Origin of the sequence: Staphylococcus muscae (assembly GCF_003019275.1) — a bacterium.
Taxonomy (GTDB): Bacteria; Bacillota; Bacilli; order Staphylococcales; family Staphylococcaceae; genus Staphylococcus; species Staphylococcus muscae.
The window spans coordinates 1,281,930-1,304,173 of record NZ_CP027848.1; the positions used below are offsets into that span (position 1 = coordinate 1,281,930).

The 22,244-nt window shown below is 38.1% G+C and carries 24 protein-coding genes; 4 read left to right on the plus strand and 20 right to left on the minus strand.

Annotated features, from left to right (window positions below; genetic code table 11):
- Window positions 1-181: 181 nt before the first annotated feature.
- The 4 genes from C7J88_RS06440 to C7J88_RS06455 all read right to left on the minus strand — a co-directional run bounded on the left by C7J88_RS06440 (window position 182) and on the right by C7J88_RS06455 (window position 4,710).
- Window positions 182-1,396, minus strand: a complete 1,215-nt coding sequence (locus C7J88_RS06440) for a Bcr/CflA family efflux MFS transporter (protein WP_095117906.1) — start codon at window positions 1,394-1,396, stop codon at window positions 182-184.
- Between the two features lie 32 nt (window positions 1,397-1,428).
- Entirely contained in the window at window positions 1,429-2,043 is a 615-nt protein-coding gene (locus C7J88_RS06445; RefSeq protein WP_095117908.1) for a cyclase family protein, read from the minus strand.
- Between the two features lie 266 nt (window positions 2,044-2,309).
- Window positions 2,310-3,185: an alpha/beta fold hydrolase gene (locus C7J88_RS06450; RefSeq protein WP_095117910.1), complete on the minus strand. Its 876-nt coding sequence runs from the start codon at window positions 3,183-3,185 to the stop codon at window positions 2,310-2,312.
- 106 nt (window positions 3,186-3,291) lie between these two features.
- Complete coding sequence (locus C7J88_RS06455) at window positions 3,292-4,710, minus strand: phosphate--AMP phosphotransferase (protein WP_095117912.1); 1,419 nt, start codon at window positions 4,708-4,710, stop codon at window positions 3,292-3,294.
- A 496-nt stretch (window positions 4,711-5,206) separates the two neighbouring features.
- Between C7J88_RS06455 and C7J88_RS06460 the strand changes: the two genes are divergently transcribed.
- The 3 genes from C7J88_RS06460 to C7J88_RS06470 all read left to right on the plus strand — a co-directional run bounded on the left by C7J88_RS06460 (window position 5,207) and on the right by C7J88_RS06470 (window position 7,829).
- Entirely contained in the window at window positions 5,207-5,917 is a 711-nt protein-coding gene (locus C7J88_RS06460) for a transglycosylase SLT domain-containing protein (RefSeq protein WP_095117914.1), read from the plus strand.
- A gap of 346 nt (window positions 5,918-6,263) precedes the next feature.
- Window positions 6,264-7,109: a CHAP domain-containing protein gene (locus tag C7J88_RS06465; protein WP_095117916.1), complete on the plus strand. Its 846-nt coding sequence runs from the start codon at window positions 6,264-6,266 to the stop codon at window positions 7,107-7,109.
- Between the two features lie 159 nt (window positions 7,110-7,268).
- A complete protein-coding gene (locus tag C7J88_RS06470; RefSeq protein WP_095117918.1) occupies window positions 7,269-7,829 on the plus strand; it encodes a M23 family metallopeptidase in 561 nt (186 codons plus the stop codon).
- 48 nt (window positions 7,830-7,877) lie between these two features.
- On the opposite strand, the gene C7J88_RS06475 is transcribed toward C7J88_RS06470, so the two are convergent.
- The 11 genes from C7J88_RS06475 to cidR form a co-directional block, all read right to left on the minus strand.
- The gene (locus tag C7J88_RS06475) at window positions 7,878-8,582 is read right to left on the minus strand and encodes a GTP pyrophosphokinase (RefSeq protein ID WP_095117921.1); all 705 of its coding nucleotides are present in this window, start codon (window positions 8,580-8,582) and stop codon (window positions 7,878-7,880) included.
- A gap of 129 nt (window positions 8,583-8,711) precedes the next feature.
- The gene (locus tag C7J88_RS06480; RefSeq protein WP_095117924.1) at window positions 8,712-9,341 is read right to left on the minus strand and encodes a nitroreductase family protein; all 630 of its coding nucleotides are present in this window, start codon (window positions 9,339-9,341) and stop codon (window positions 8,712-8,714) included.
- A 133-nt stretch (window positions 9,342-9,474) separates the two neighbouring features.
- Window positions 9,475-10,359 carry a hypothetical protein gene (locus tag C7J88_RS06485; protein ID WP_095117926.1) on the minus strand — a complete coding sequence of 295 codons (885 nt, stop codon included), beginning with the start codon at window positions 10,357-10,359 and terminating at the stop codon, window positions 9,475-9,477.
- Window positions 10,360-10,493: 134 nt separating this feature from the next.
- Window positions 10,494-11,534, minus strand: coding sequence for a ferrated catecholamine ABC transporter substrate-binding lipoprotein SstD (locus C7J88_RS06490; RefSeq protein WP_095117929.1), 1,041 nt, complete (start codon window positions 11,532-11,534; stop codon window positions 10,494-10,496).
- Window positions 11,534-12,355, minus strand: a complete 822-nt coding sequence (locus tag C7J88_RS06495; RefSeq protein ID WP_095117931.1) for an iron ABC transporter ATP-binding protein — start codon at window positions 12,353-12,355, stop codon at window positions 11,534-11,536. Before C7J88_RS06495 ends, C7J88_RS06490 begins: the two co-directional genes overlap by 1 nt.
- Complete coding sequence (locus C7J88_RS06500; protein WP_095117934.1) at window positions 12,352-13,311, minus strand: iron chelate uptake ABC transporter family permease subunit; 960 nt, start codon at window positions 13,309-13,311, stop codon at window positions 12,352-12,354. The genes C7J88_RS06495 and C7J88_RS06500 overlap by 4 nt, the downstream gene beginning before the upstream one ends.
- Window positions 13,301-14,269 (minus strand): ABC transporter permease, encoded by a 969-nt coding sequence (locus C7J88_RS06505; protein ID WP_095117936.1) that lies wholly within the window; start codon window positions 14,267-14,269, stop codon window positions 13,301-13,303. The genes C7J88_RS06500 and C7J88_RS06505 overlap by 11 nt, the downstream gene beginning before the upstream one ends.
- A gap of 266 nt (window positions 14,270-14,535) precedes the next feature.
- On the minus strand, window positions 14,536-14,703 hold the full coding sequence (locus C7J88_RS10425; RefSeq protein WP_157728709.1) for a hypothetical protein: 168 nt from the start codon (window positions 14,701-14,703) through the stop codon (window positions 14,536-14,538).
- Between the two features lie 223 nt (window positions 14,704-14,926).
- Window positions 14,927-15,613: an LrgB family protein gene (locus C7J88_RS06510; RefSeq protein ID WP_095117939.1), complete on the minus strand. Its 687-nt coding sequence runs from the start codon at window positions 15,611-15,613 to the stop codon at window positions 14,927-14,929.
- On the minus strand, window positions 15,610-16,002 hold the full coding sequence (locus C7J88_RS06515) for a CidA/LrgA family protein (protein ID WP_095117941.1): 393 nt from the start codon (window positions 16,000-16,002) through the stop codon (window positions 15,610-15,612). The genes C7J88_RS06510 and C7J88_RS06515 overlap by 4 nt, the downstream gene beginning before the upstream one ends.
- Before the next feature lie 93 nt (window positions 16,003-16,095).
- Window positions 16,096-17,010 carry a cidABC operon transcriptional activator CidR gene (gene cidR / locus C7J88_RS06520; RefSeq protein ID WP_095117943.1) on the minus strand — a complete coding sequence of 305 codons (915 nt, stop codon included), beginning with the start codon at window positions 17,008-17,010 and terminating at the stop codon, window positions 16,096-16,098.
- A gap of 94 nt (window positions 17,011-17,104) precedes the next feature.
- Between cidR and C7J88_RS06525 the strand changes: the two genes are divergently transcribed.
- Window positions 17,105-17,479, plus strand: a complete 375-nt coding sequence (locus C7J88_RS06525) for a DUF488 domain-containing protein (RefSeq protein ID WP_095117945.1) — start codon at window positions 17,105-17,107, stop codon at window positions 17,477-17,479.
- Between the two features lie 44 nt (window positions 17,480-17,523).
- Here the strand turns inward: C7J88_RS06525 and C7J88_RS06530 are convergent, their stop codons facing one another.
- The 5 genes from C7J88_RS06530 to C7J88_RS06550 form a co-directional block, all read right to left on the minus strand.
- Entirely contained in the window at window positions 17,524-17,946 is a 423-nt protein-coding gene (locus C7J88_RS06530) for a universal stress protein (RefSeq protein ID WP_095117946.1), read from the minus strand.
- 192 nt (window positions 17,947-18,138) lie between these two features.
- Window positions 18,139-19,077, minus strand: coding sequence for a cation diffusion facilitator family transporter (locus tag C7J88_RS06535; protein WP_095117948.1), 939 nt, complete (start codon window positions 19,075-19,077; stop codon window positions 18,139-18,141).
- Window positions 19,078-19,207: 130 nt separating this feature from the next.
- Complete coding sequence (locus C7J88_RS06540) at window positions 19,208-20,383, minus strand: ABC transporter permease (RefSeq protein ID WP_095117950.1); 1,176 nt, start codon at window positions 20,381-20,383, stop codon at window positions 19,208-19,210.
- Window positions 20,376-21,062, minus strand: coding sequence for an ABC transporter ATP-binding protein (locus C7J88_RS06545; RefSeq protein WP_095117952.1), 687 nt, complete (start codon window positions 21,060-21,062; stop codon window positions 20,376-20,378). Before C7J88_RS06545 ends, C7J88_RS06540 begins: the two co-directional genes overlap by 8 nt.
- Window positions 21,059-22,117 carry an efflux RND transporter periplasmic adaptor subunit gene (locus C7J88_RS06550; RefSeq protein ID WP_095117954.1) on the minus strand — a complete coding sequence of 353 codons (1,059 nt, stop codon included), beginning with the start codon at window positions 22,115-22,117 and terminating at the stop codon, window positions 21,059-21,061. Before C7J88_RS06550 ends, C7J88_RS06545 begins: the two co-directional genes overlap by 4 nt.
- Window positions 22,118-22,244 lie beyond the last annotated feature (127 nt).

A 22,244-nucleotide genomic window follows, 5' to 3' on the forward strand; every position in this document is an offset into this window, starting at 1 on the left:
GGCATTCTCTTTTTGATTGCAAACTATCTAGAAGATGACAGTTTTATTGTATTTGCTGAAACAAAAGATATCTTCATTTCTCAAGAAGCAGTGTGCAATTTTTGGGTCTTGATGACTTCCAACTTCTCTCAACTAAAAAACCGTACATCTTGACTCAATCGTCAAATGTACGGTTTTTTCTTTATGCTTTATTTAATGTTGTTTTCAATAAAATACGTGTTAAAAACATCAATGCTAATAGTAAGACAATAGTCGTTCCAAGTACAACGCTGTATGGAATAACGCTGTCAGGCCCTTGAATACCAATCAGTGGTGCAACAGAACTCCCTAAGACAAATTGGAACAGTCCGAGTAAACTTGATGCACTACCACTTCCACCTGTTCTCGCTTGCATGGCGAGTGAATATGCCAATGGTCCAATTGCTGTGACTGGTGCCACACAAAGCATAAACCCGATAATCAGCACAGCAAGTGGCAAGTGTAATAACAATACGACCATTACAAGCACTGCACCAATGACTTGTACAATGATGAAGCCTGCTAATACATTCAATTGATTGTAAAAACGCAATAGAATGTTTGCTAATTGGCTCGAAATAATCAGACCAATTCCCGTCAATACCATCAACATACTAAAGTTTTGTGGTGATAGGCCGTAAACATTTTGTGTAATGAACGGCGCCCCTGCTCCATAACTAAATATCATAATATAAGTAACACCTTGTAAAAACATTGGCACGAGAAAGTGTGGTGTTTTCAATAAACGACCAAAGTCTTTGAAGATTGCGCCAAAGTTGTCATGTGTCTCATGTGTTGTATTCAATGTCTTCATTTTCGGGTGCGTCAATACAACTAAGAACATCACTGCACCAATCACTGCAAGTGCAACGAAGATCGCTCTCCATTCAGCCACTGTTAGGATCAATGCACTCACTAATGGTGCTAAGATTGAAATGATACCATTCACGACCATTAAAGCAGTGAAAAAGCGACTCAGAATTTCGCCGTGATACAGTTCAGCAACTGTTGCACGGGCAATCACAATTGCTCCGCCACCCGCTAATCCTTGTACTAAACGTGCCACAATAAATAAGCTGACACTACTGCTTATTGCACTGGCTAACGATGCAATGACAACAAGCGATAAGATCGTCAATACCAACGTTTTACGCGGAACACGATCCGCAATAACGCCGAATATAAATTGACCGAATGCAATACCAATCATCGCGATTGATAATGTTAATTGTACTTGTGACGTAGAAGTGCCTAAGTCTTTTTGAACAAGTGGTAAAGCAGGACTATACATATCTGACAACATCGGTCCAAATGCTGTCATCGCCCCTAATAAAATAATGAATGATAAATGTGATAGATCAATCTTTGTCTTTGTCATATAAAGTTCCCCATATCTCTCTTAATATAATGTTACTTTTTCTCCACAACTGCACGTAAATATGCCGCATCTGCACCTTGAATCTTCAGTGGCAATCCTATAAAACGATATTGTCCTTCTGTGACATCATCTAAACGTAGGTTCTCAATATGATACATATGATGTTGTGCAAGCTGATGATGATTGTCCAATGTTTCAGAGTCAAGCTCATCGACTGAAGGGACATCTACACCGACGACTTGAATCCCACATGTCACAAGATAATCAATCGCATCTTTAGTCAACACTGTAATCTCATTTGGAAACACCGTTGGTTGCGATACAGTTCGTGTTTTCAGCAATAATATCGTTCCTTCTATGTGTGTGCGTTCCAAATCTTCACGTGTGATATGTGTTTGATCAGTAAATACCAATATCGTTGCGTCTCCAATAAGACGTTGAATATCTATTTCATCAGCAGTCCATCCGTTATCTGAGACGTGTTTGGCTGCATCGATATGTGTGCCGATATGGTTACTACCAGAGATGTGCGCAATGTTTGCACTCCCATTTTCTTTTTTGGTTGTAAAATATTGCAGCTTAAAAGCAGGATCTCCCGGCCATGGTGCCACATCTTCATGCAATGTATGTGTAATATCTATCCACATCGTTACCACCCTTGTCTCAAACATCTTATTTAATAAGCGTAAACGTCAATAGACAGATTGACAATACAAATTTTTAAAAATTTAATATAAAGAAGATGCACTGCAAAGGTTGAGCCATTATTGATCTCTGCTCAAAGAAACCGCTTGTGCATCAATTACGTCTATGTACCGTTGATTTTTTGCACATCTCTGTCGTTCAACTCATTCTCATTTGCGGTATCTAACCTGTTGTAGTACATCACTGTTCTCTATACATTGAAATGTATTTATATGTGTAGCCAATCATTAATATTCGATTCAATACTTTGTAACGCACCATCATGCGTTTTATCGAGCACACGTAAAAAGTCTAAATGCCCGACTTCTGGATATATGACACTTTTCACACTTGCTCCAAGTGACTCAAACTTTTCAAGTGTTTCTTTAGAGTCTTTGTTCGGAAAGATCACATCATCTTCCCCTAATAAAAACAACACATCAGGCATATCGGCAATCTCGTCAATATCCGCAAGATAATCTGATCCGAGCGTATATAACAAGTCTGTTACCATTGCATCGACTGGTGCAAAGTAATCGGTAAAGTTCGTATTGTTTTCATGTTTCTTAGAGATACCTTGATCTAATACTAACTCTGGAATACTCTTGATCATGCCATCTTGATTGTCCGACTTCATATCTTTAACGAGTTCCATCAGTAGCTTAGAAATGCGTAATTCTTTAATATCAATTTTAGCAGCACTATTAAGGTACACCAACTGTTTGATTGGTAACGTATTATAACCTGCAAGCTTCGTCGCAATCAATCCACCCATTGAATACCCAATGATCGCTAGCTCTTGAAGTTTTGTCTCGTTGACAATCGATACCAATGCTTCATTAATGCGTGTCGCATAATCAACTAAGCTGTGTGATGCACGTGCTAACTCACTGCTCTCACCACGCCCTGGACAATTGATAAAAATCAATCTTACATGATGAATATATTTGGCAAATACCGTCATTATTTTATAATTCATCACCGCACCATGTATCAATACGACTGCCTTATCTGATGTCATATCTCCCATTGTCACAATCTCTAACTGTGCATCTTCATGATCTTTTAATGTCATAACTGTCTGTTCATAATTGTTTAGTGACATATTCTATCCTCTTACTATTCTAAATATGGTTGTTTTCAATAATTATAACACTCATATATTATAGTAGATACACGTCATTTTGAGAATGGTACATGAGGTGTAATTGTTAATATTGTTTGACGCCCCAAAGCTTTTCTTCACATTTTTGAATGATATATTTTAACACTTGAATACGTGCTGTTTTTTTATGATCAGCTGGTACAATGAGCCAAGGTGCGTGTGCTGTATTCGTCTTGTTGATCATGTCATGACTCGCTTCCAAATACACATCCCACTTCTCACGATTACGCCAATCTTCATCTGTAATCTTCCATTGTTTCGTCGGATCTTGTTGACGGTCTTCGAAGCGTTTTAACTGTTCATCTTTATCAAGTGACAAGAAGAACTTCAACACAATGGCACCGTCATGTGTCCACATCTTTTCAAACTGATTAATCTCATCATACGCACGTGACCATTCATCCTTCGTTGCAAAACCTTCCACACGTTCAACAAGGACACGACCATACCAACTGCGATCAAAAATACTAATATGCCCACTCTTTGGCATCACTTTCGCAAAGCGCCATAAATAATGATGATTCAACTCGACATCCGTTGGTGCACTTGTTGTATTCACTTCATACCCTGTCGGATCGAGCAATTCACGCACACGCTTAATATTGCCGCCTTTTCCTGCCGCATCCATTCCTTCATAGACAAGTACGAGCGGAATTTTACGTTCATAAAGTGCAAATTGCAACTCTCTCAAACGCAACTGTAACGATTCTATGATTGATTCGTAAGTACGTTTTTTCACTTTTGTCTCTACCGGGCTGAACAAATCTGTGTGGAAGTTTTTTGTGAATGCTCCATCTACCACACGTTCACGCTTTTCATGATGTGCGATTGCAGATTCTAAACGTGCAATGAAATGTTTGTACATCTTTTCAATTGCGACTTCACGTTCTGTATAGTCAATTACTTTCCAATCGGAACTTAGCAGTGGCGCAAACTTTTTTTGGTATACATCTGATGGTACAACATTTTCATATTCTTGTGCTTTCCAATTCGTCAGTGGGTTTTCTTTCATCTGCGCAATATGTTCTTGACGCTTTTCTTCATCTATATTGATGTAATACTTGATCACTTCATGACGATCATCAACAAGCATTTGTTCAAACGATTGTATATCATCATATAAATGATCATAGTCTTTCAACACTTTCTGTTTGATGCCATGCACTTTATAATCGATATACTGTGCATACCAACTTCGGAAATAGATATTGATATCCCCTTTAGATGGTAGTGTATCCCAAAACTTCTGTAAAAACTGATAGCGCAAATCTTCATCGGACGGCGTTTTAGTCGCAATAAAATGTGTATACTTGGCATCTAATGTTAATAAAAGTTCGTTGGCAAGTCTTGTTTTCCCTGATGCAGGTACACCTTCAAAAACAATCATTACCGGAATTCCTAATACATGTGTTTTCCGTGTTAACTCTGCTGCTTTCAATTGTAGTCTTTCAATTTTTTCACTCATGATTTCACCCCTATTACTTCTATTATACTGAATTAAAAATCAGCTTAGCAACGACGAATCAAATCCACTCTACGGCAAATATTAAGGTCTTCCATATAAAGATATTGTCCAGTTAAAGGTGATTTTACAACATTAAGATTCGGTTATTTTCATTAACTTTTTGCAAATGCCCAATGAATTTACAGCTTTTTTGATCACTTTTTACATTACAATTCAACTCTCCTTCGTAATATTTGTAATATAACTGATATTTCAGACGAAGATTGCAAAATCCCTTCATATCAATCAATTAAACAGTATCTAAAATAATTTTTAATCCTAAAAATATATGACGTACATATTACAAAGTCAGTCAATGACATCATACTGTAATTTTTTGTTACTTGCCCGTCATTTACAAAAAGCTTTTCGCTTGGTAGAGTGTGGTTGTTGAATTTTTTACAAGTGATTTTTTGAAAATGAAAATAAGCAACTATTATTGGAGGACTTATTTACTATGAAAAAAACATTATTAGCTTCATCATTAGCCTTAGCAATCGGAGCAACAGGAGTTGCTACACATACAACAGACGCACATGCAGCTGAAGAACAAATTAACAAAGCTGAATTAGCGCAATTAGCATTAAACAATGATGCATCATTAAACGAAAGTGCTATTCACGCTGGTGCATATGATTACAAATTCTCATTAGATGGCGTAAACTACCACTTCTGGTCAGATGGTGTTTACTTCGGTTATGAATACAATGTAAACGGTAATGTAGAAACAGCATCTTCAATGGCACAACCAACTGAAATTGCTGATGTGAACAACGTTGCAATGACTCAATCTGAATCAAACAATGCATCATACGTTCAAACACAACAACAATCATATTCAAACCAACCAGCGGCTCAAGCAGCGCCTTCATACAACTACAACACTGCACAAACTTCTAGTGTAAGATTAGCAAACGGTAACACTGCTGGTTCTGTTGGATCACGTGCAGCTCAAGAAATGGCTTCACGTACAGGTGTTGCAGCATCAACTTGGGAAGCAATCATTGCTCGTGAATCTAACGGTCAATTGAACGCATATAACCCATCAGGTGCTTCAGGTTTATTCCAAACAATGCCTGGTTGGGGTGATACAAACACTTATGATCAACAAATTGCTGCTGCAACAAAAGCTTACAACGCACAAGGTTTAAGTGCTTGGGGCTTCTAGTCTAAAGAACTATTAAAAACTTAAAAGAGTCTCGTGATAGAGGCTCTTTTTTTATGGGTTTTATCCCCTAAATGAATAAAACAAGTAAGGTTATCAGCACAGTCTGACATACATCATCGTGTGCTGATCTTATTTATTGTAACCCGCCGCTTTGACACGACGACATAAGAACATCTAGCAAACAAACATTCCATATAAAAAATAAGTCAGTCTATTAGCATTTATTTCAATTATGTTACATTCAGACGTAAAAATGTTTACAACTGTTCAATTCGGAAATGTTATATGCTATGATGCTTTCAGACAATATGAAAAAAAAGAAACGACAAGAGGAGACTTTTTAATCATGAAAAAATTAACTACTGCTACAATCGCTACTTTAGGCTTAGTTACATTTGGTGCTGCTACTGCAGATGACGCTTCAGCAGCTGAACAACTTAACTTAAACTCTCAATATACAACTACATATTCTGAAGCTACTGGTGACTACGTAACTGTTGACGTTAACGGTAACAAACACCACACTTTAGATGGTAACTGGGATCCGTCAATGTTCAACAACGAATCATACAAATTCTGGGTTGTTGATGAAAACGGTACTTACAACTACTACTATTATTCAAATGATAACGCTGATTACAGCTATGCAACTCAAAACACTTCAGTTGCAACACCTGTTGTAAACAACGCTGACTACAACGTACAATCAGCAAACTATGTAGAAGCTGTTCCTTACACAACAACTACGGCTAACTACACACAACAACCTGCAGCTGCACCAACAAACAACTCAGACTACAACTACACAACAACAACGACTACTACAACTACAAGTGCGCCTGCAGCAACTGGTTTAACATACGGTAAAGGTGGCCAAGGTAACCTTTACACTTCAGGTCAATGTACTTACTACGCATACGAGCGTTCAGGTGGCCGTGTAGGTTCACTTTGGGGCAATGCAAATAACTGGGCTAACGCTGCGCGTTCAGCTGGTTACACAGTAAACAACACGCCTGCAGCTGGTGCAATCATGCAAACAACAGCTGGTGGTTATGGTCACGTTGCTTACGTTGAAAACGTTGGTGCTAACGGTTCAGTAACAGTTTCTGAAATGAACTACACTGGTGTTGGTCAAGTAAGCACACGTACTTTATCAGCAAGCCAAGCAGCTTCACACAGCTTCATTCACTAATCTAATAACATAAATTATCCAAGAGAGTGATTAACGTCACTCTCTTTTTTTTGTTTGTCTCCCCCTTTTTACAAGCGATTCATTTGTCTTTGTGCTACAATACCGCTACAATAAAGCGCGTATTACATTACTTTCTCTGGATAAATAAAGGAACTCTCTATGAAACGAATCATCATCGTATTTTGTTATATATGTAGCTTCTCTATGCTCATTTTCTTCGCATATAAATACCAAGAGCAGCTTTTCAAACCTGTTACAGAATGGTACGAAGAGACAGGACGCCATCTGCTGAAGCTTGACCGACAAACCCAACCATTTGGGCACTATAAAAATGGTCTCTCATTCAACGGTGACAACCACCATTATGGTGTGGATTATCACTTACCCGAGGATACACCAATTCTAGCTGCTTCAGACGGTACGATTACGCGAACAATGAATGAACGTTATGGTGGTAAAATGATTGAACTGCAAGAAGCCGATCATACACACTATCAATGGTATGGCCATCTGAACACTTTTTCGGTTAAACAAGGAGATACTGTGCGACAAGGAGACATCATTGGTAAGTCTGGCAATACTGGAGAATTCACCACAGGTCCACACCTGCACTTTCAACGTATGAAAGGTGGAATTGGTAATGACTATGCAATTGATCCAGAACCTTATGTAGAATCTCTTCCAGATAAACAGTACAGTCTCTTTCATATTGAATGGTGACAAATCAAAGCCCTTATCAGTTTACAGTTGATAAGGGCTTTGATTTTTTTAATACTGGTTGTCTTCTTGAATTTCTATATGCACACGTTGCATTTTATCCTCAACACTCGCAATCTCATCGGCACATTCTTTCAGTAAATGTCGGTAACTATCTGTGTTTTTATCTGTTTTATAATGTAATTTATGTTCTAAACTCGCCCACATATCCATTCCAATCGTACGCAGTTGAATTTCAACAGGTGTTTCTACGACGCCATCTGTTAAAAACAACGGTACTGTGACAACAAGATGTAAACTCTTATAGCCATTTTCTTTAGGTAGCGCCACATAATCTTTACGTTTTAGTAGCTTAATGTCTGACTGTTGCAGTAAAAGCTTCTCTACCGTATAAATATCATCTAAGTAATTACAAATCACACGGATGCCTGCTATGTCGTGAATTGTTTCTTTTGCTGTGTCTGCCGTAAGTTCAAGCCCTTTGCGCTTTAGTTTTTGAATGAGACTTGGTAGCTTTTTTACACGACGCTCCATATGATGGATAGGGTTATGGGCTGTTTTTAATTGAAAGTCTTCATCGAGAATGCGCAACTTCGTACTGATCTCTTCCAAAGCTGCACCATAGATATGTTCTAATTCCACAAACTGCAAGACTTGTTCAAAGCTATCTGTCATCTCAAGACTTTGATGAGAATAAGCGGCAATTTCTTTCTTCAAATTTTCAATGTTAAGTGGGACTGTTTTTTCAACAAACATGACATTCACTCCAATCTTTCATCTATTCTTCTCTAGCTTACTATGTAACGTACTAATATGAAAGCGTGTTGATTATGCCAAATAAAGAGCCATTAACGTCGCATACGTTAATGACTCTTTATGTCTGCATTAGTGATAACTGCGGATCTTTTCGACTGGTAAGCGTGATGTACGCTTACCTTCTTCCATACCTTTACCTATTGCTACAATGACAACAGGTACGTAACGTTCTGGATCTAATCCAAATGTTTCAGCGATACTTGCATGATCAAAACCACCAATTGGATTTGTATCGTAACCGTATTGACGAGCTACAAGCATCAGTTGCATCGCTGCTAAGCTACTATCAACTTTGACGATGTCATTCATTTGTGCCGGTGTAAGTTGCTTGTACATTTCTACAAAGCGACCTACAAGATCATCTTTAATCTCTTGTGGCATATAACCTTGTTCTACTGCCGCACCATAAATATCTTCGGCATATTCATAATTTAACATATCGCCAAAAATAACAATCATCGCTGCAGATGTATCATTTTGACGTGTATTAAACTGAACGAGTGGACGCAACTTATCTTTCCCTTCTTCAGATTCAACAACAACAAAACGCCATGGTTGCATGTTGATTGAAGAGGGTGCTTTCGTTGCTTTTCGGATGATTTCATCCATTTCTTCATGTGGAATTTTCACTTCTGGATCGAATACTTTTACAGAACGTCGACCCATTAATATATCTTCAAAATCATTTTTCACTGTCATGATGTTATCTCCTTTTGTTTATCACAATCTAAGTATGCTCATATTATATTTTATGCAGTTGACACATTCAAATATAAAGCTTACATAACAACTCGACATTCAATTAGAAAAAGGTATCAAGACGTGATGCATGTTATTGTTGAAATCTCTCCCAGTACTTTCCGAACAAGTATGATACGACGACGTGTATTGGGGCTTGCGTGTGTTTGTAAACACCCCATGGTAGACGTGGAACGAAATCATGCAGTCCAATCAGGCATTGTGTTGCATCTTGTGGGCAGCGTCGGATCTCAAATCGTGGTTGACGCATACTGGCTCCTACCATTAAACCACCCGTAATATTCATCACAACACGATTCATACGATTGCTCTGTTGTGCATGTCTCATTCGAATGAGTGGAATATTAAACGGTGCCAATAAAATGGTGAAGTTTTCACCATCATAAACACCATTGATCAGTCGACCATTTAAAGTTCTCAAAAAACGTCCATAGAAAGACAGTGCGCCTTCCATTGTAATGCCTTCGGGTATCGTAAGACTTTGTACTGAACGAACTGTATGGATGTCCCTAGACACTTGTGACAGCACATTGCGACCTTGCTGCAAGTAGTTTTTATGACGTAACTCATATGTAACAGGTATATGATAGGTCTCAAATATTTCTTTTAATCGCTTCACAGGCTTTGACTGCATAACAAGGACGTGCTGAACATGAGATTGACTGATTGCTTGTGCGAGATTGTCATATACCAGTTGCTGTCTGTCTTGTTTTCGCACTTGTGTCAATGCCGTATAAGAACGTATTGGCTCGCCAATGATGGCTACAAATGACACATCTTCTAACGCTTGTTGTATGTCAGCTGTATTGAATAAATCAATGACTTTGGTTGTACCTCTTGTTGTTTGTGTGACCCCGGGTGCCACTTGGACATAAACATCATGTCCTTTTGAAAGCAATGTATTGACATAACGATCTGTAAACGCACGACCATCTGTTAAAACGAGTACTTTTATCATTTCTCTCACACTCTCATCTCATCAATTAATTGTCTTCATTATAACAAAATTTGTAAATACACTCTTCCATCAGCCATTATAACTTCGGTATATCATAAAAAGGCTAGAACGATGTCGTCCTAGCCTTTATCATCTTATTTATCTAATTTTAAACCTTTTTCAAGTTCATCAACTTGTTTCATTGTTGTTGTTACTGAACCTGATGCGAAGTACCATAACTTCGGATCAACTTCTACAACTTCATCATTTTTAATGGCTTTAACATCTTTTAAGACATCGTTACCAAGTACTTGTTTCGCAGTTGATTTGCCACCAATTGCTTGTCCACGGTCCATCGCAAAGATGATATCTGGATTTTTCTCGCTCACATATTCATTCGTTACGTTTTGACCATGTCCACTTGATTTAACGTTGTTATCAGCAGGTTTAAAACCTAATGTGTCATAGATGATACCACCGAAACGGTCACCTGTACCGTATGTTGATAATTCACCTTCATTCACTAATAAGTACATTGCTTTCTTGTCTAAGTCTTTTGTTTTCTTTTTCATGTCAGCAATTTTCTTATCCATATCTTCATTTAACTTTTTAACATCGTCTGCTTTGTCATAAATTTTACCAAGTGTTTCAGCGTTCATTTTCATTGAATCTACATACTTGCTGTAATCTGCACCCATGTATACAAGCGCTGCTTTAGGTGCTGCTTTTTTTAACTCATCAATTGTTTGTTGGTTTGCTGTACGTGATGATAAAAAGATGACGTCTGGTTTTACTTTTGCTACTGCATCGTAGTTCACTTCTTTTAAGCTACCTACATTTTCGTATTTCTCATCTTTGAATTCTGATAAAAAGTCAGGTAATGATGCATTATCTTCACCTTTTGGTAATGCTGCAATACTACTTTGTAAACCTAATTCTTTCATTGTATCTACTGTACCGTAGTCAAATACAACTGCTTTTTTAGGTTTCACTGGTACTTTCACTGTATCTTTATACGCTTTGTCTTCGCTGCCGTCTTCTGCTTCACCAGCAATCATAAAGTCATTTTTAACTTCGACTGTTTTTGGTTCACTACTATCTTTGCTTTCTGATTTTTCATCACTGCTATTGTTATTACCACATGCCACTAAAATAAGCATCATTGCGAATACAACTAATAAACCTAACTTTTTCATCATTTTCCTCCTGTTAACTCAGCTAAATTTTTATTTTGAATTTGATGATACATACATGGTAATTCATCAAAATAAATACAAATTTGTTGTCCTCGAATTGTTTCGATTTTAACATCCATTTCATATAATTCTCTTAAAACAGATGAATGAATCACATCTCGTTTATCTGCGGCTTTGACAATTTTGCCATCCTTCAATGCGACAATGTCATCAGAATAAACAGATGCAAAGTTAATGTCGTGTAAAACAACGATAATCGTTTTATTATGAAAAGCAGCTAATTCACGTAACGTCTGCATGATTTGTACAGAGTGTTTCATATCTAGATTATTCAACGGTTCGTCGAGTAAGATATAATCCGTATCTTGTGCAATCGTCATCGCAATGTAAGCACGTTGACGCTGTCCGCCTGATAGCGTCTTCAAGTATCGATGGCGAATCTCATCCAACTTGAGCAACGAAATCGCTTCATTCACTTTTTCTTTATCTTCTTTTTTCATATAGCCTTTTGAATAAGGGAAGCGTCCAAAGTTCACCAGCTGTTCAACCGTAATATTCAGCTCTGTATGATTCGTTTGTTTCAAAATCGAAAGTTGTTTCGCTAAAACATTATCACCATAATCTTCTAAGCGTTTCCCTTCAATTTTGATATCACCTGAATCATAATCATTCAAACGACTGATCGCTGACAACAGTGTACTCTTACCTGCTCCATTCGGCCCGATGAGTGAAGTGAGTCTACCTTTATGTACATCGACATTGATATCCGTCAATATCTGTTTGTTATCAATTGATTGATTCAATCCTCGAATGCTAATCATGTTGTTGTCCTCCTTCTCATCAATAGATAAATAAAGTAAATACCACCAATTAAATTAATTAAAATACTAATTTGCGTCGTTGCTTCAAAGAGATTCTCTACGATCCACTGTGCAATAAATAAGCTAATCCAGCTAATAAATACCGTCGCTGGTAACATATATTTGTGTTCAAATGTTTTCATCAACTCATGTGCCAAGTTCACTGTCAGCAATCCGAGAAATGTAATTGGACCCACTAAAGCAGTCGCAATCGCAACCATCAACGCCACGATAATCAATAAGAAACGTGTCAGATTACTGTATGAAATCCCTAAGTTTATCGCTTGCGCACGTCCGAGCAACAATACATCCATGTAAGGCATCATAATGAGTGTCACAATCAGTAATATGACAAGAATCACACCACAAATTGTTACAAGTTTCGGATTCGATGCATCAAAATTGGCGAACATCGCACTTTGTACGACAAGGAAATCTTCTGGGTTAATTAATAACTCAAAGAATCCTGTAATACTACGGAAGAATGTCCCGAGTATGACACCAATTAAGAGAATAAAATACACAGAGAATTGTCCAACTCTGAAAATCCCTTCGAATAATATCAGCGCAAAAATAACCATAGCGACAAGTGAGATTGAAAAGTTTAAATAAAAGTTTGTAACGAAGATGGAACCTGTGCCAAACACAAATAATATCAATACTTTACTAAATAGATAAACTGCATCTAATCCCATGATTGACGGCGTTAGTAAACGATTGACTGTAATCGCTTGGAAAACAACCGTGGATGCCGCAATTGCAGCGCCTACAAGGATAATCAATATGAATTTACGCAGACGACTCGCCAATTGGTATTCAAATATTTCAAAATCAATACCGATTAACAAATAACCTAGCGCAACAACAAGTGTCACCACCCCTAAGATGAGTAGCTTTTGTAATGGTTTATTGGACATAATGACGTCGCCCCCTTATCAACATGATGATAAAGATGAATGTCCCGAAAACACCAATCGTTAAGCCGATATTAATCTCATATGGGTACACGATGACACGTCCTAAAATGTCCGAGAATAATACGAATATCGCACCGAGCATTGCTGTATGTGGCAATGCATTCTTCAAATGATCTCCACGAAAGATAGACACAACATTCGGAACGATTAACCCTAAAAACGGCAATGTTCCGACCGTTACTACAACTAATGCTGTAATTGTCGCCGTAATAAACAAACCGATATTCATGATAAGATCATAATTCAATCCTAAGTTTCTACTGAAGTCACGTCCCATACCCGCAATGGTAAATTGATTGGCAAAAACATATGTAAGTATGAGTAGCGGGATGCTGAGATAGAGAATCTCATAACGACCACTCGTGATCACTGCAAAGTTGCCGTTTAACCAGTTTCCAAGACTTTGAACTGCGTTTGTACGCAATGCTAAAAATGTTGAAAAACTTGAAACGATTCCACCTAACATAATCCCGATCAGCGGAACAAAGATGACATCTTTAAACTTAATACGTTGAATCATTTGGACGAATAGGAATGTTCCACCTACACTACACACAACTGCAAAACCGAGTTTCACAAGAATATGTTGTGATGGGAAAAACAGCAGTGAGATTAGTATCCCTAACTTTGCCCATTCCATTGTGCCTGCAGTCGTTGGACTCACAAACTTGTTCTGCATCATTTGTTGCATAATCAAACCTGCAAGTGCCAACGTACTTCCTGAGATTAAAATACTCACCGTACGTGGGATTCGACTTGCGAACAAAATATTAAGTTGATGGTCATTGAATGTAAATAGCGCACTAATCGGCACACTACTCACACCAATAAACAATGAACACACAGTCAGAACACAGAGTACTGCAAACAACACATAGCCATTCATTAAATTACGCATCACTCTGTCTCCTTTTAACAAACAATCAATGATAATGTAAATGAAAATCATTATCAATTGAATTTTACCATCAATACCCTCAAATCGCAATCGTATTTTTTCATTATTTATTGTGCGATCTCTTATTTTGCCAAAACTTATTTTCAAATTTATCTAAATATAATATTGACTTTCTATCCATTTTCATAGCAATAAAAAAAGTGTGAAACTATGTACATAACTAATAATTGATGTACACAATTTCACACTTCGTCTTTTTTTATTTGTTAACCTCTTCCAATAAATAACAACATTAAATATACAGTTGTTAAAATGGCTGCTACTATCACTAAGTTTGTTGAATTGTCGCCTTTTGTTGCTTTCACCAAAGAACGCACTGCAATGACCCAGCTGACAACAACAGCAATCGCTAAGATGATCAATAATACTGTCATGCCATCTACACACTCCTCATTTTGAAGATTATCTCGATTATCTTATCATAAAAACATAAGAAATGGGACTGATATTACTGTCAATCGAATTTCCCTTTTGTCCATAAAACAAGGATATTATCTCATTAAAATATGTATAAAATGTGACAAAATCAATTTTGTTATCGATAAAACAAAAAATCACCATAGCAACTTGGGGGATTGCCATGGTGATGCGAATCATTTAATAAAACAACATTAATAATACGGGAAGCATGACTGAGCTCAATACGGCAGAGAGTATCATCCCTATCGAACTAAATGCACCAGATTCCAAATCCATCTCTAGGGCTCGGGCAGTCCCAAAGGCATGAGAAGCATTTCCAAAAGTCATACCACGCGCAATGGCAGATTTGAAATGTGTCATGCGGATTAAAAAGGCACCTAACATACTTCCGAGTAAGCCAGTGGCGATGATGAACATGATGGTGATGGTATCTTCACCGCCGAGTTGATGTGACACTTGAATACCGACTGCTGCGGTAATCGAACGGGGTAATAGTGTCACAATCTCTTCACGATGGTAACCGAGTAATTTGAGTGAGAAAAATATCAGGGAAAAGTTCAAAATGACTGCTGTTACGACACTCATGAAGATAGTTTTAAAGTTTTTTACGATCTTATGTCTGTTTACATACAACGGGTATGCCAGGCATACCACAGTACAGCTCAGTAAATGATTAATCCATTTACCGCCAACCATGTAGGTATGATAGTCTATTTGGAATAGAAGAAGTATGGCTATCACACCAAGAGATGCCACCAACGCGGGGTTCAAGATTGGTGACTTGAACTTGTTATAAAGCTTTTTCGCAATGATATACATAACGATTGTGAGCGCAATCATTGTTATGGTTTGCAACGTTGTCATATATGTCGATGGGGTCCTTTATCGAAGACTTTACCCATCGTCATCTTTTCAGCCACTATTCCTGAAGTTAATGCGACGAGTATCGTACCAATGGCAACTAATGCGAAAAAGATAATAAAGTTCATATCAATCTTAGTGATGACGTCCATCACACCTATCACAGATGGAACGAAGAAAAACACCATTGTTGCGAGTAGGAAATTTGCACCATCTTTTACCCACGATACGCGAACAATTTTGAGTTGCAGTAATACATAGAATAGGATGAGTCCTACAATGCTTCCTGCTAAAGGCACATGGAAAAAAGTTTGAAGCCAACTACCTAGACGTGTGATACCGTAAATCAGGGAAATTTGCCATATCACATTTAAGTACTTCAATACAGTCATCCAACTCACCTCTCTTCGTTTCGATACATACATTATAGCGTTGATAGATTCATCATGAAAATACATCTTTTTCATACAACCTATTACTTTTAGCTATATATCGTCTGTTTGTACGCCTTCTGTTAATGGCAAGTGAATATTTAAGTAATCTAAAAATGTCTTTGCTGCATGATTGAGTGGTGTTCCTTTCTTCCAAATCACACCCATTTCCCAATGCAACGTCTCGTCTTCCAGCTGAATCACACGCACATCTTCATTTTGACGAATAATACGACAAATCGTCTCTGGTAAGATGCTAATGCCCATTTTTGCAGTTAATAAATGTTCGATAAAATGCCATTGTGAAATACGGGACACAATATTCGGTACAAACCCTGCTTTTCGTGTCGCAGCAATAATGCGATCATTCAAATAGAAATCTTCATTGAAAAGAATAAAGTCTTCATTTTGCAAGTCAACGAGCGACACAACTTCTTGTTGTGCGAGACGATGTGACCGATGTACAACAACTTGGAATCGTTCCGCATAGAGCGGGAAAGCATCAAAACGTGTACTATCAACTGGAAGTGATGTAACACCTAAGTTAATGTCCCCGTTAAACACTTTTGCTTCTATCGTTTTTCCACCATTCTCTACAAGATTGAATGTCACATTCGGGTATCTTTGGTGGAAGAGTCCTAGCACTTCTGTGAACCGTGGCATGTCCATAATAGCAGATAGCGCAATCGAAATATGACCTGTTTCAACACCTAATATACTTTGAATTGCACTCGGTAAGTTTTCGTAGAGCAACAAAATTTCAGATGCTTTATCGAAAAATACACGCCCTACATCCGTTAAACTCAATTGTCGCTTCGTTCGATCAAAGAGTGGCTCACCCAACTCTGCTTCTAATTCTTTAATCGCCTTACTGATGGTTGGCTGTGCGATATACAAAGTCTCTGCCGCACGTGTCATGCCACCTTGTTTCACAACTTCTACAAAATACGTCATCTGTTTAATATCCATCTTTCCACCTCACTTGTGACTATTATGTCCTAACTATTCTATAATAAAGGTATGCACAGCTTTATGCTATTTATTTTGTGAAAGGAGCGTTCCAATGACAATCAAAATTGAACGTATCTACAACAAGCAACCGAGCAAAGGTTTGCGTATTTTAGTAGACCGTGTATGGCCACGTGGTGTATCGAAAAAAGCAGCCCAACTCGATCAATGGCTCAAAGAAGTAGGCCCTACTAAAGAACTCAGGCAGTGGTTCGATCATGATCCTGATAAGTTTGAGTCATTTAAAGAAAAATACATCTCCGAACTTCAACATAACGACAAGCAACATGCCGCATACCAAGAACTTGTAGACATGATTAGTTCAACTGACGAAACACCAATCCTACTTTATGCTGCCAAAGATACAACATACAATCATGCCATCATCTTACGTGATTGTTTAGAACACAACACGATAAAAGCGCAATAGACATTGAATGTGTCTACTGCGCTTCTTTTAACAGGCTTATCTCATTATTTAACGATCAATACTGGGATATTCACACGTTTCGCAATTTTGTGCGTCACATGTCCTAAAACGTGCTTGATGTCCACTTCTGAACGCTTATTACTCATCACAACAAGGTCATAATCGCCTTGTTCAACTTCGGTAACAATTTCTTTTGTTGCTGTACCTGTTGTGAACTTAACTTTATAAGCCAAGTTCAATGCTTCGAGCTTATCTAAGAAAGGCTTTAGTTCTTCTTCTTTTTCTTTAACCACATCATCAAAATGTTTGCCTTGATAACGTACATAATTTGCTAATTCTGTTTCAGAAATAACATTGAAGATGACAATATTACTTTTGTCATTCGCTTGCGTTAAGTTCACGAGTTGTTCTGGTACATTTTTGAAGCTATTTCCAAAGTCATATGGTACAAGAATGTTGTTATACATAGCAATTCCTCCTCAAATATTTCGAACTGTTAATCCATGACTGTGTACGCCATAAACCTTTGTAATACTTATCTTCTCACTTCTATTGTAACACTTTGAAAACACTTTCACAAATTCCGCTTGAAACTGATGCTATCTCCAATATAAGTCAAAACAAAAGAGCGATAGGTGGTTGCCTGTCGCTCTCTCATGCTATTGTCGCATATGTTCAAAATATTGTGCATCAAGGTGATTGATGTCGAGATGTTCTACTTGTAACGTCGTATGCGCCAAATGATATTTTTCTTTCAGCAACTGCTCGAGTTCATTAATTGTTTCATAAGCATCGATACTATCAAGACTTTCCAATACAACGTGCGCACTTAACGAATGATGCTCCGTTGTAATAGACCATAGATGAAATTCATGGACATCTAACACTCCTTCAACCGACGTCATCGTATCGATAATATCATCAATATCCAATCCTTCTGGTACAGCTTCCATCAGAATTTGCCATGTATTGTGCATAATTTTATAGCCTCCACGTAAAATAACGAGTGCGATGACAATACTTAAAATGGGGTCAATCAATTGAATACCCGTCAAATGAATGAGGATCACAGCTACGATAACGCCTACTGAATTCAACAAATCCCCTATAAAATGCCAAAGTGCACTTTGAATATTGATGTTATTTTCCGCCTTGAGTGAACGTACGAGGATCACTGTTAGAATGATATTCACAAGCAAACCGATTATTGCTACACCTAGCATTAGCTGGCTATCGATTAGCTTTGGATAAATCATTCGAATAACAGCTTCGTAAAAAATCCACAGTGAGATTAATACAAGTGCTAATCCATTGAGAAAGGCTGCCAAGATCTCTAAGCGTAAAAAACCAAATGTGTAACGTGACGTTGGTGGACGACTCGCAAAATAAATGGCAACCATAGATAACCCAAGTGCTGCAACGTCGCTCAACATATGAAACGAGTCCGACAGCAATGCCAATGAATTGGACACAAGTCCCCCTACAAATTCAACGACCGTAAACACGAGCGTAATAATGAGTGAGAGCCACAATGTCGACTTAGAATGCGTTTGTTGTTTTCGATGCTCGACATGATGAAAATATTGATGTCTTGCCATATCATCATCTCCTTTTATTACTTTCTACTATACTACAAAATGCAAGGAATTATAGTCATTCTCTCTCTAAAATAGACAGTACAAAAACAAAAAAGTGAACCTGTTCATCGGTCCACTTTTTCACTTTATTCTATTTAATAATATCGATTAATTCTTTTTTGGAAGCGGAACGTGCTGGAATCCAACCGAAAACCACACCGATTAATGTCGAGACACCAACAGCTAATAAGATAGAACCGAGACTTACGGCACTCTTAATATATTCCGGTGTCAGCGCGTCAACTAACGATGCCAACAAGATACCGAGTAGCAGTCCAATGATACCACCGATGAGACAGAGAATTACACTTTCAATTAAGAATTGGAATTCGATGTGTCGACTCTTCGCACCAAATGCACGACGAATCGCAATTTCTTCCGTTCGTTCTGCAACGGAAATATACATCACATTCATTACACCAATACCTGCAATGAAGAGTGAAATACCTGCGACAGCTGCGACGAAATATGTGATAGAGTCAAAGATTTTACCAATGCTCTTCATCATTTCTTCTAAGTCAGTATATTGATATTCACCGAGTCCTGCTGCTGAGCCACTTTGATTGAGCTTTTTAGCAACTTGATTGGCAATTTTTTTCTTGTTTTGCTTTTCGTCAAATAATATTTCTAACTGTGGCGCATCCGGCTTGAGATTCGGTAAATAATGCTTCACTGTTCGTGTCGGTATGCTTACCGCATTTTGGATCTGTCCATTATTTTGAATACCGACAACTTCAAATCCCATGCCATCAATATAAATCGTCTTGCCCACTGCGTTACCTTTAAACAACTCATCTGCCACATTCGATGATATCGTCGCAACACGATTTTCCATCAGATTATCATCTTCTGTAAAACCTTCCCCTTCTTCTGGGCTCGTTACAGATGTTTTCTTCACGACAGCAATGTCTGTTTCTTTCTTTTCAGTGCTAGCCTTAGAAGACAAGCCAAACGTGTCGTCTTCTTTCACACGAGCATCCTTGACACCTTTCACTTGGCGTGCCAACTCCATATCACTTTCCGTAAATGGATCACGGTTCGGCGCATTCGGGTCTTTCGCAAAGTAATTGATCAATGCTGCCCCTTTGGACGCACCAGCATTGCTAAACTCTTCATTCGCCGTCTTCTTGAAACCATTCCCCAACGACATAATCGTAATAACGGCTGCAATCCCGATAATAATCCCAATCATCGTAAAAATATTGCGCCGTTTATTCTTCATAATTGATAACAGAGATACATGAATGATATTCGCTAAACTATTCATGCTGGTTCACCTCTTCTCGCTGAATCCGGCCGTCTAAAATATGAATCACACGATCTGCTTGTTCTGCCACTCTAGGATCATGCGTCACGACAATCATCGTCGTTCCACGTTCCTTATTCAGCTGTAAAAATAAATCCATAATGTCTTGAGACGTTTTGGAATCTAATGCCCCCGTCGGTTCATCGGCAATAATAAACTTCGGTTGATTAACAATCGCACGTGCAATGGCGACACGTTGTTGTTGCCCACCTGAGAGCTTGTTTGGAACAAGGTTCTCTTTGTCATACAGTCCAACTTGATGCAACACGTCAATGACACGTTGCTTCCGCTGACGTGCACCTAACCCGGCATACAATAACGGGATACTAACATTCTCCAAAATTGTATTATTTTGAATCAATTTGAAGTTTTGAAAGACGAAGCCAACTGTTTCATTTCGAATCTCAGCCAACGCATTGTCTGATTTTTCTTTGTAGTTGGCACCTCCGAATTGGTAGTCACCATCATAGCCACGATCGATAAAACCAAGAATGTTAATCAAAGTACTCTTACCCGAACCAGATGGCCCCATAATCGCTACAAACTCTCCCGCTTCTATGCGCAAGTTAATATCCTTTAAAATATGATTCGTTTCGTTACCATTCTTGAAGTGACGATTCACATCTACTAGTTCTATCATTCAGACACCTCAACTTTTTTGCCATCTTGCACTTTGCTGTCGGGGTTTTTAATGAGCTTGTCACCTTTCTTCACACCTTTTGTTACAATCAGTGTGTCATTTTCTTCATTGTGTTCCACTTTTACTTTATGTGCTTTGCCTTGCTTATCAACTACATACACATGATCATCTTTCGTTAAAACAGATTTTGGCAATTTTAATGTGTCTTGCGGGATACTTGCTTCTACTGAATAACCATTGCGTACTTTGAAGTCTAAGTCACCGACTACCACTTCATATTTAGATGTTTCATTCGCATTGCCACCCGATGGACTGTTCTGAATTGGGTTGCTCGTCGTTAATGATGCTCCCCCTTCTTCGCCTTCTTCACCACCAACTTGCGCACCTGCTCCACCCGCTTGTGCTGCGCCACTATCTTGTTGTTGATAGCTTGTTGGCAATTCATTAATTTTAACGATTTTACCTGTTCCTTTTTTGCCTGTACTATTCACTTCAACATTCACTTTATCGCCAACATTGAGCTTATCCAAGTCGTATTCTGATACCGTTGTTTTAATCTCAGGATTGTCAGAAATCAATTGTAAAATCGCTTCTCCGTCACCTACGTTCTCTGAATTTTGAAGAGATACTGTACCAGGGAACGTTGCATAAATGCTATTGTTCACTTGTCCATCGTAACGGTTTAATTGGCGCCACGCCTTATCAATCGCATTCTGATCGCCTTGTGCTTGCGCTTGATTCACTTGATCAACAAGCGACTGACGTTGCGTGCTATCAATTGCATAGTTAATCAACGGCGTACCTTGTTGTACATACTGACCATCTTCTACTTGCACGCTCACAAAGTCTCCTAGCTGACTATTGTTTTGATATGTTTTAATCGTATGAGGTGACACCTTCCCTGTGACTCGTATTGGTTTATCCTCTTTCACTTGATATGTATCATAACCGTCTTTCTCTGTCTTATTATCGCCAAATGCCTTCACTGCCAAAGCAATGCCTAACAGTAAGACAACACCGGCGACCGCTAAAATGATCAACGTGCGTTTTTTCAATGGAATAACCTCCTGAATATTTTTTGAATATCATTCTAAAACAACTTCTAAAAAATTCTATGTTACATTCCCTTCTCCAGTTATATCGCATATTTGTATTCGAATACAAACATTTTTGGGATTTTTT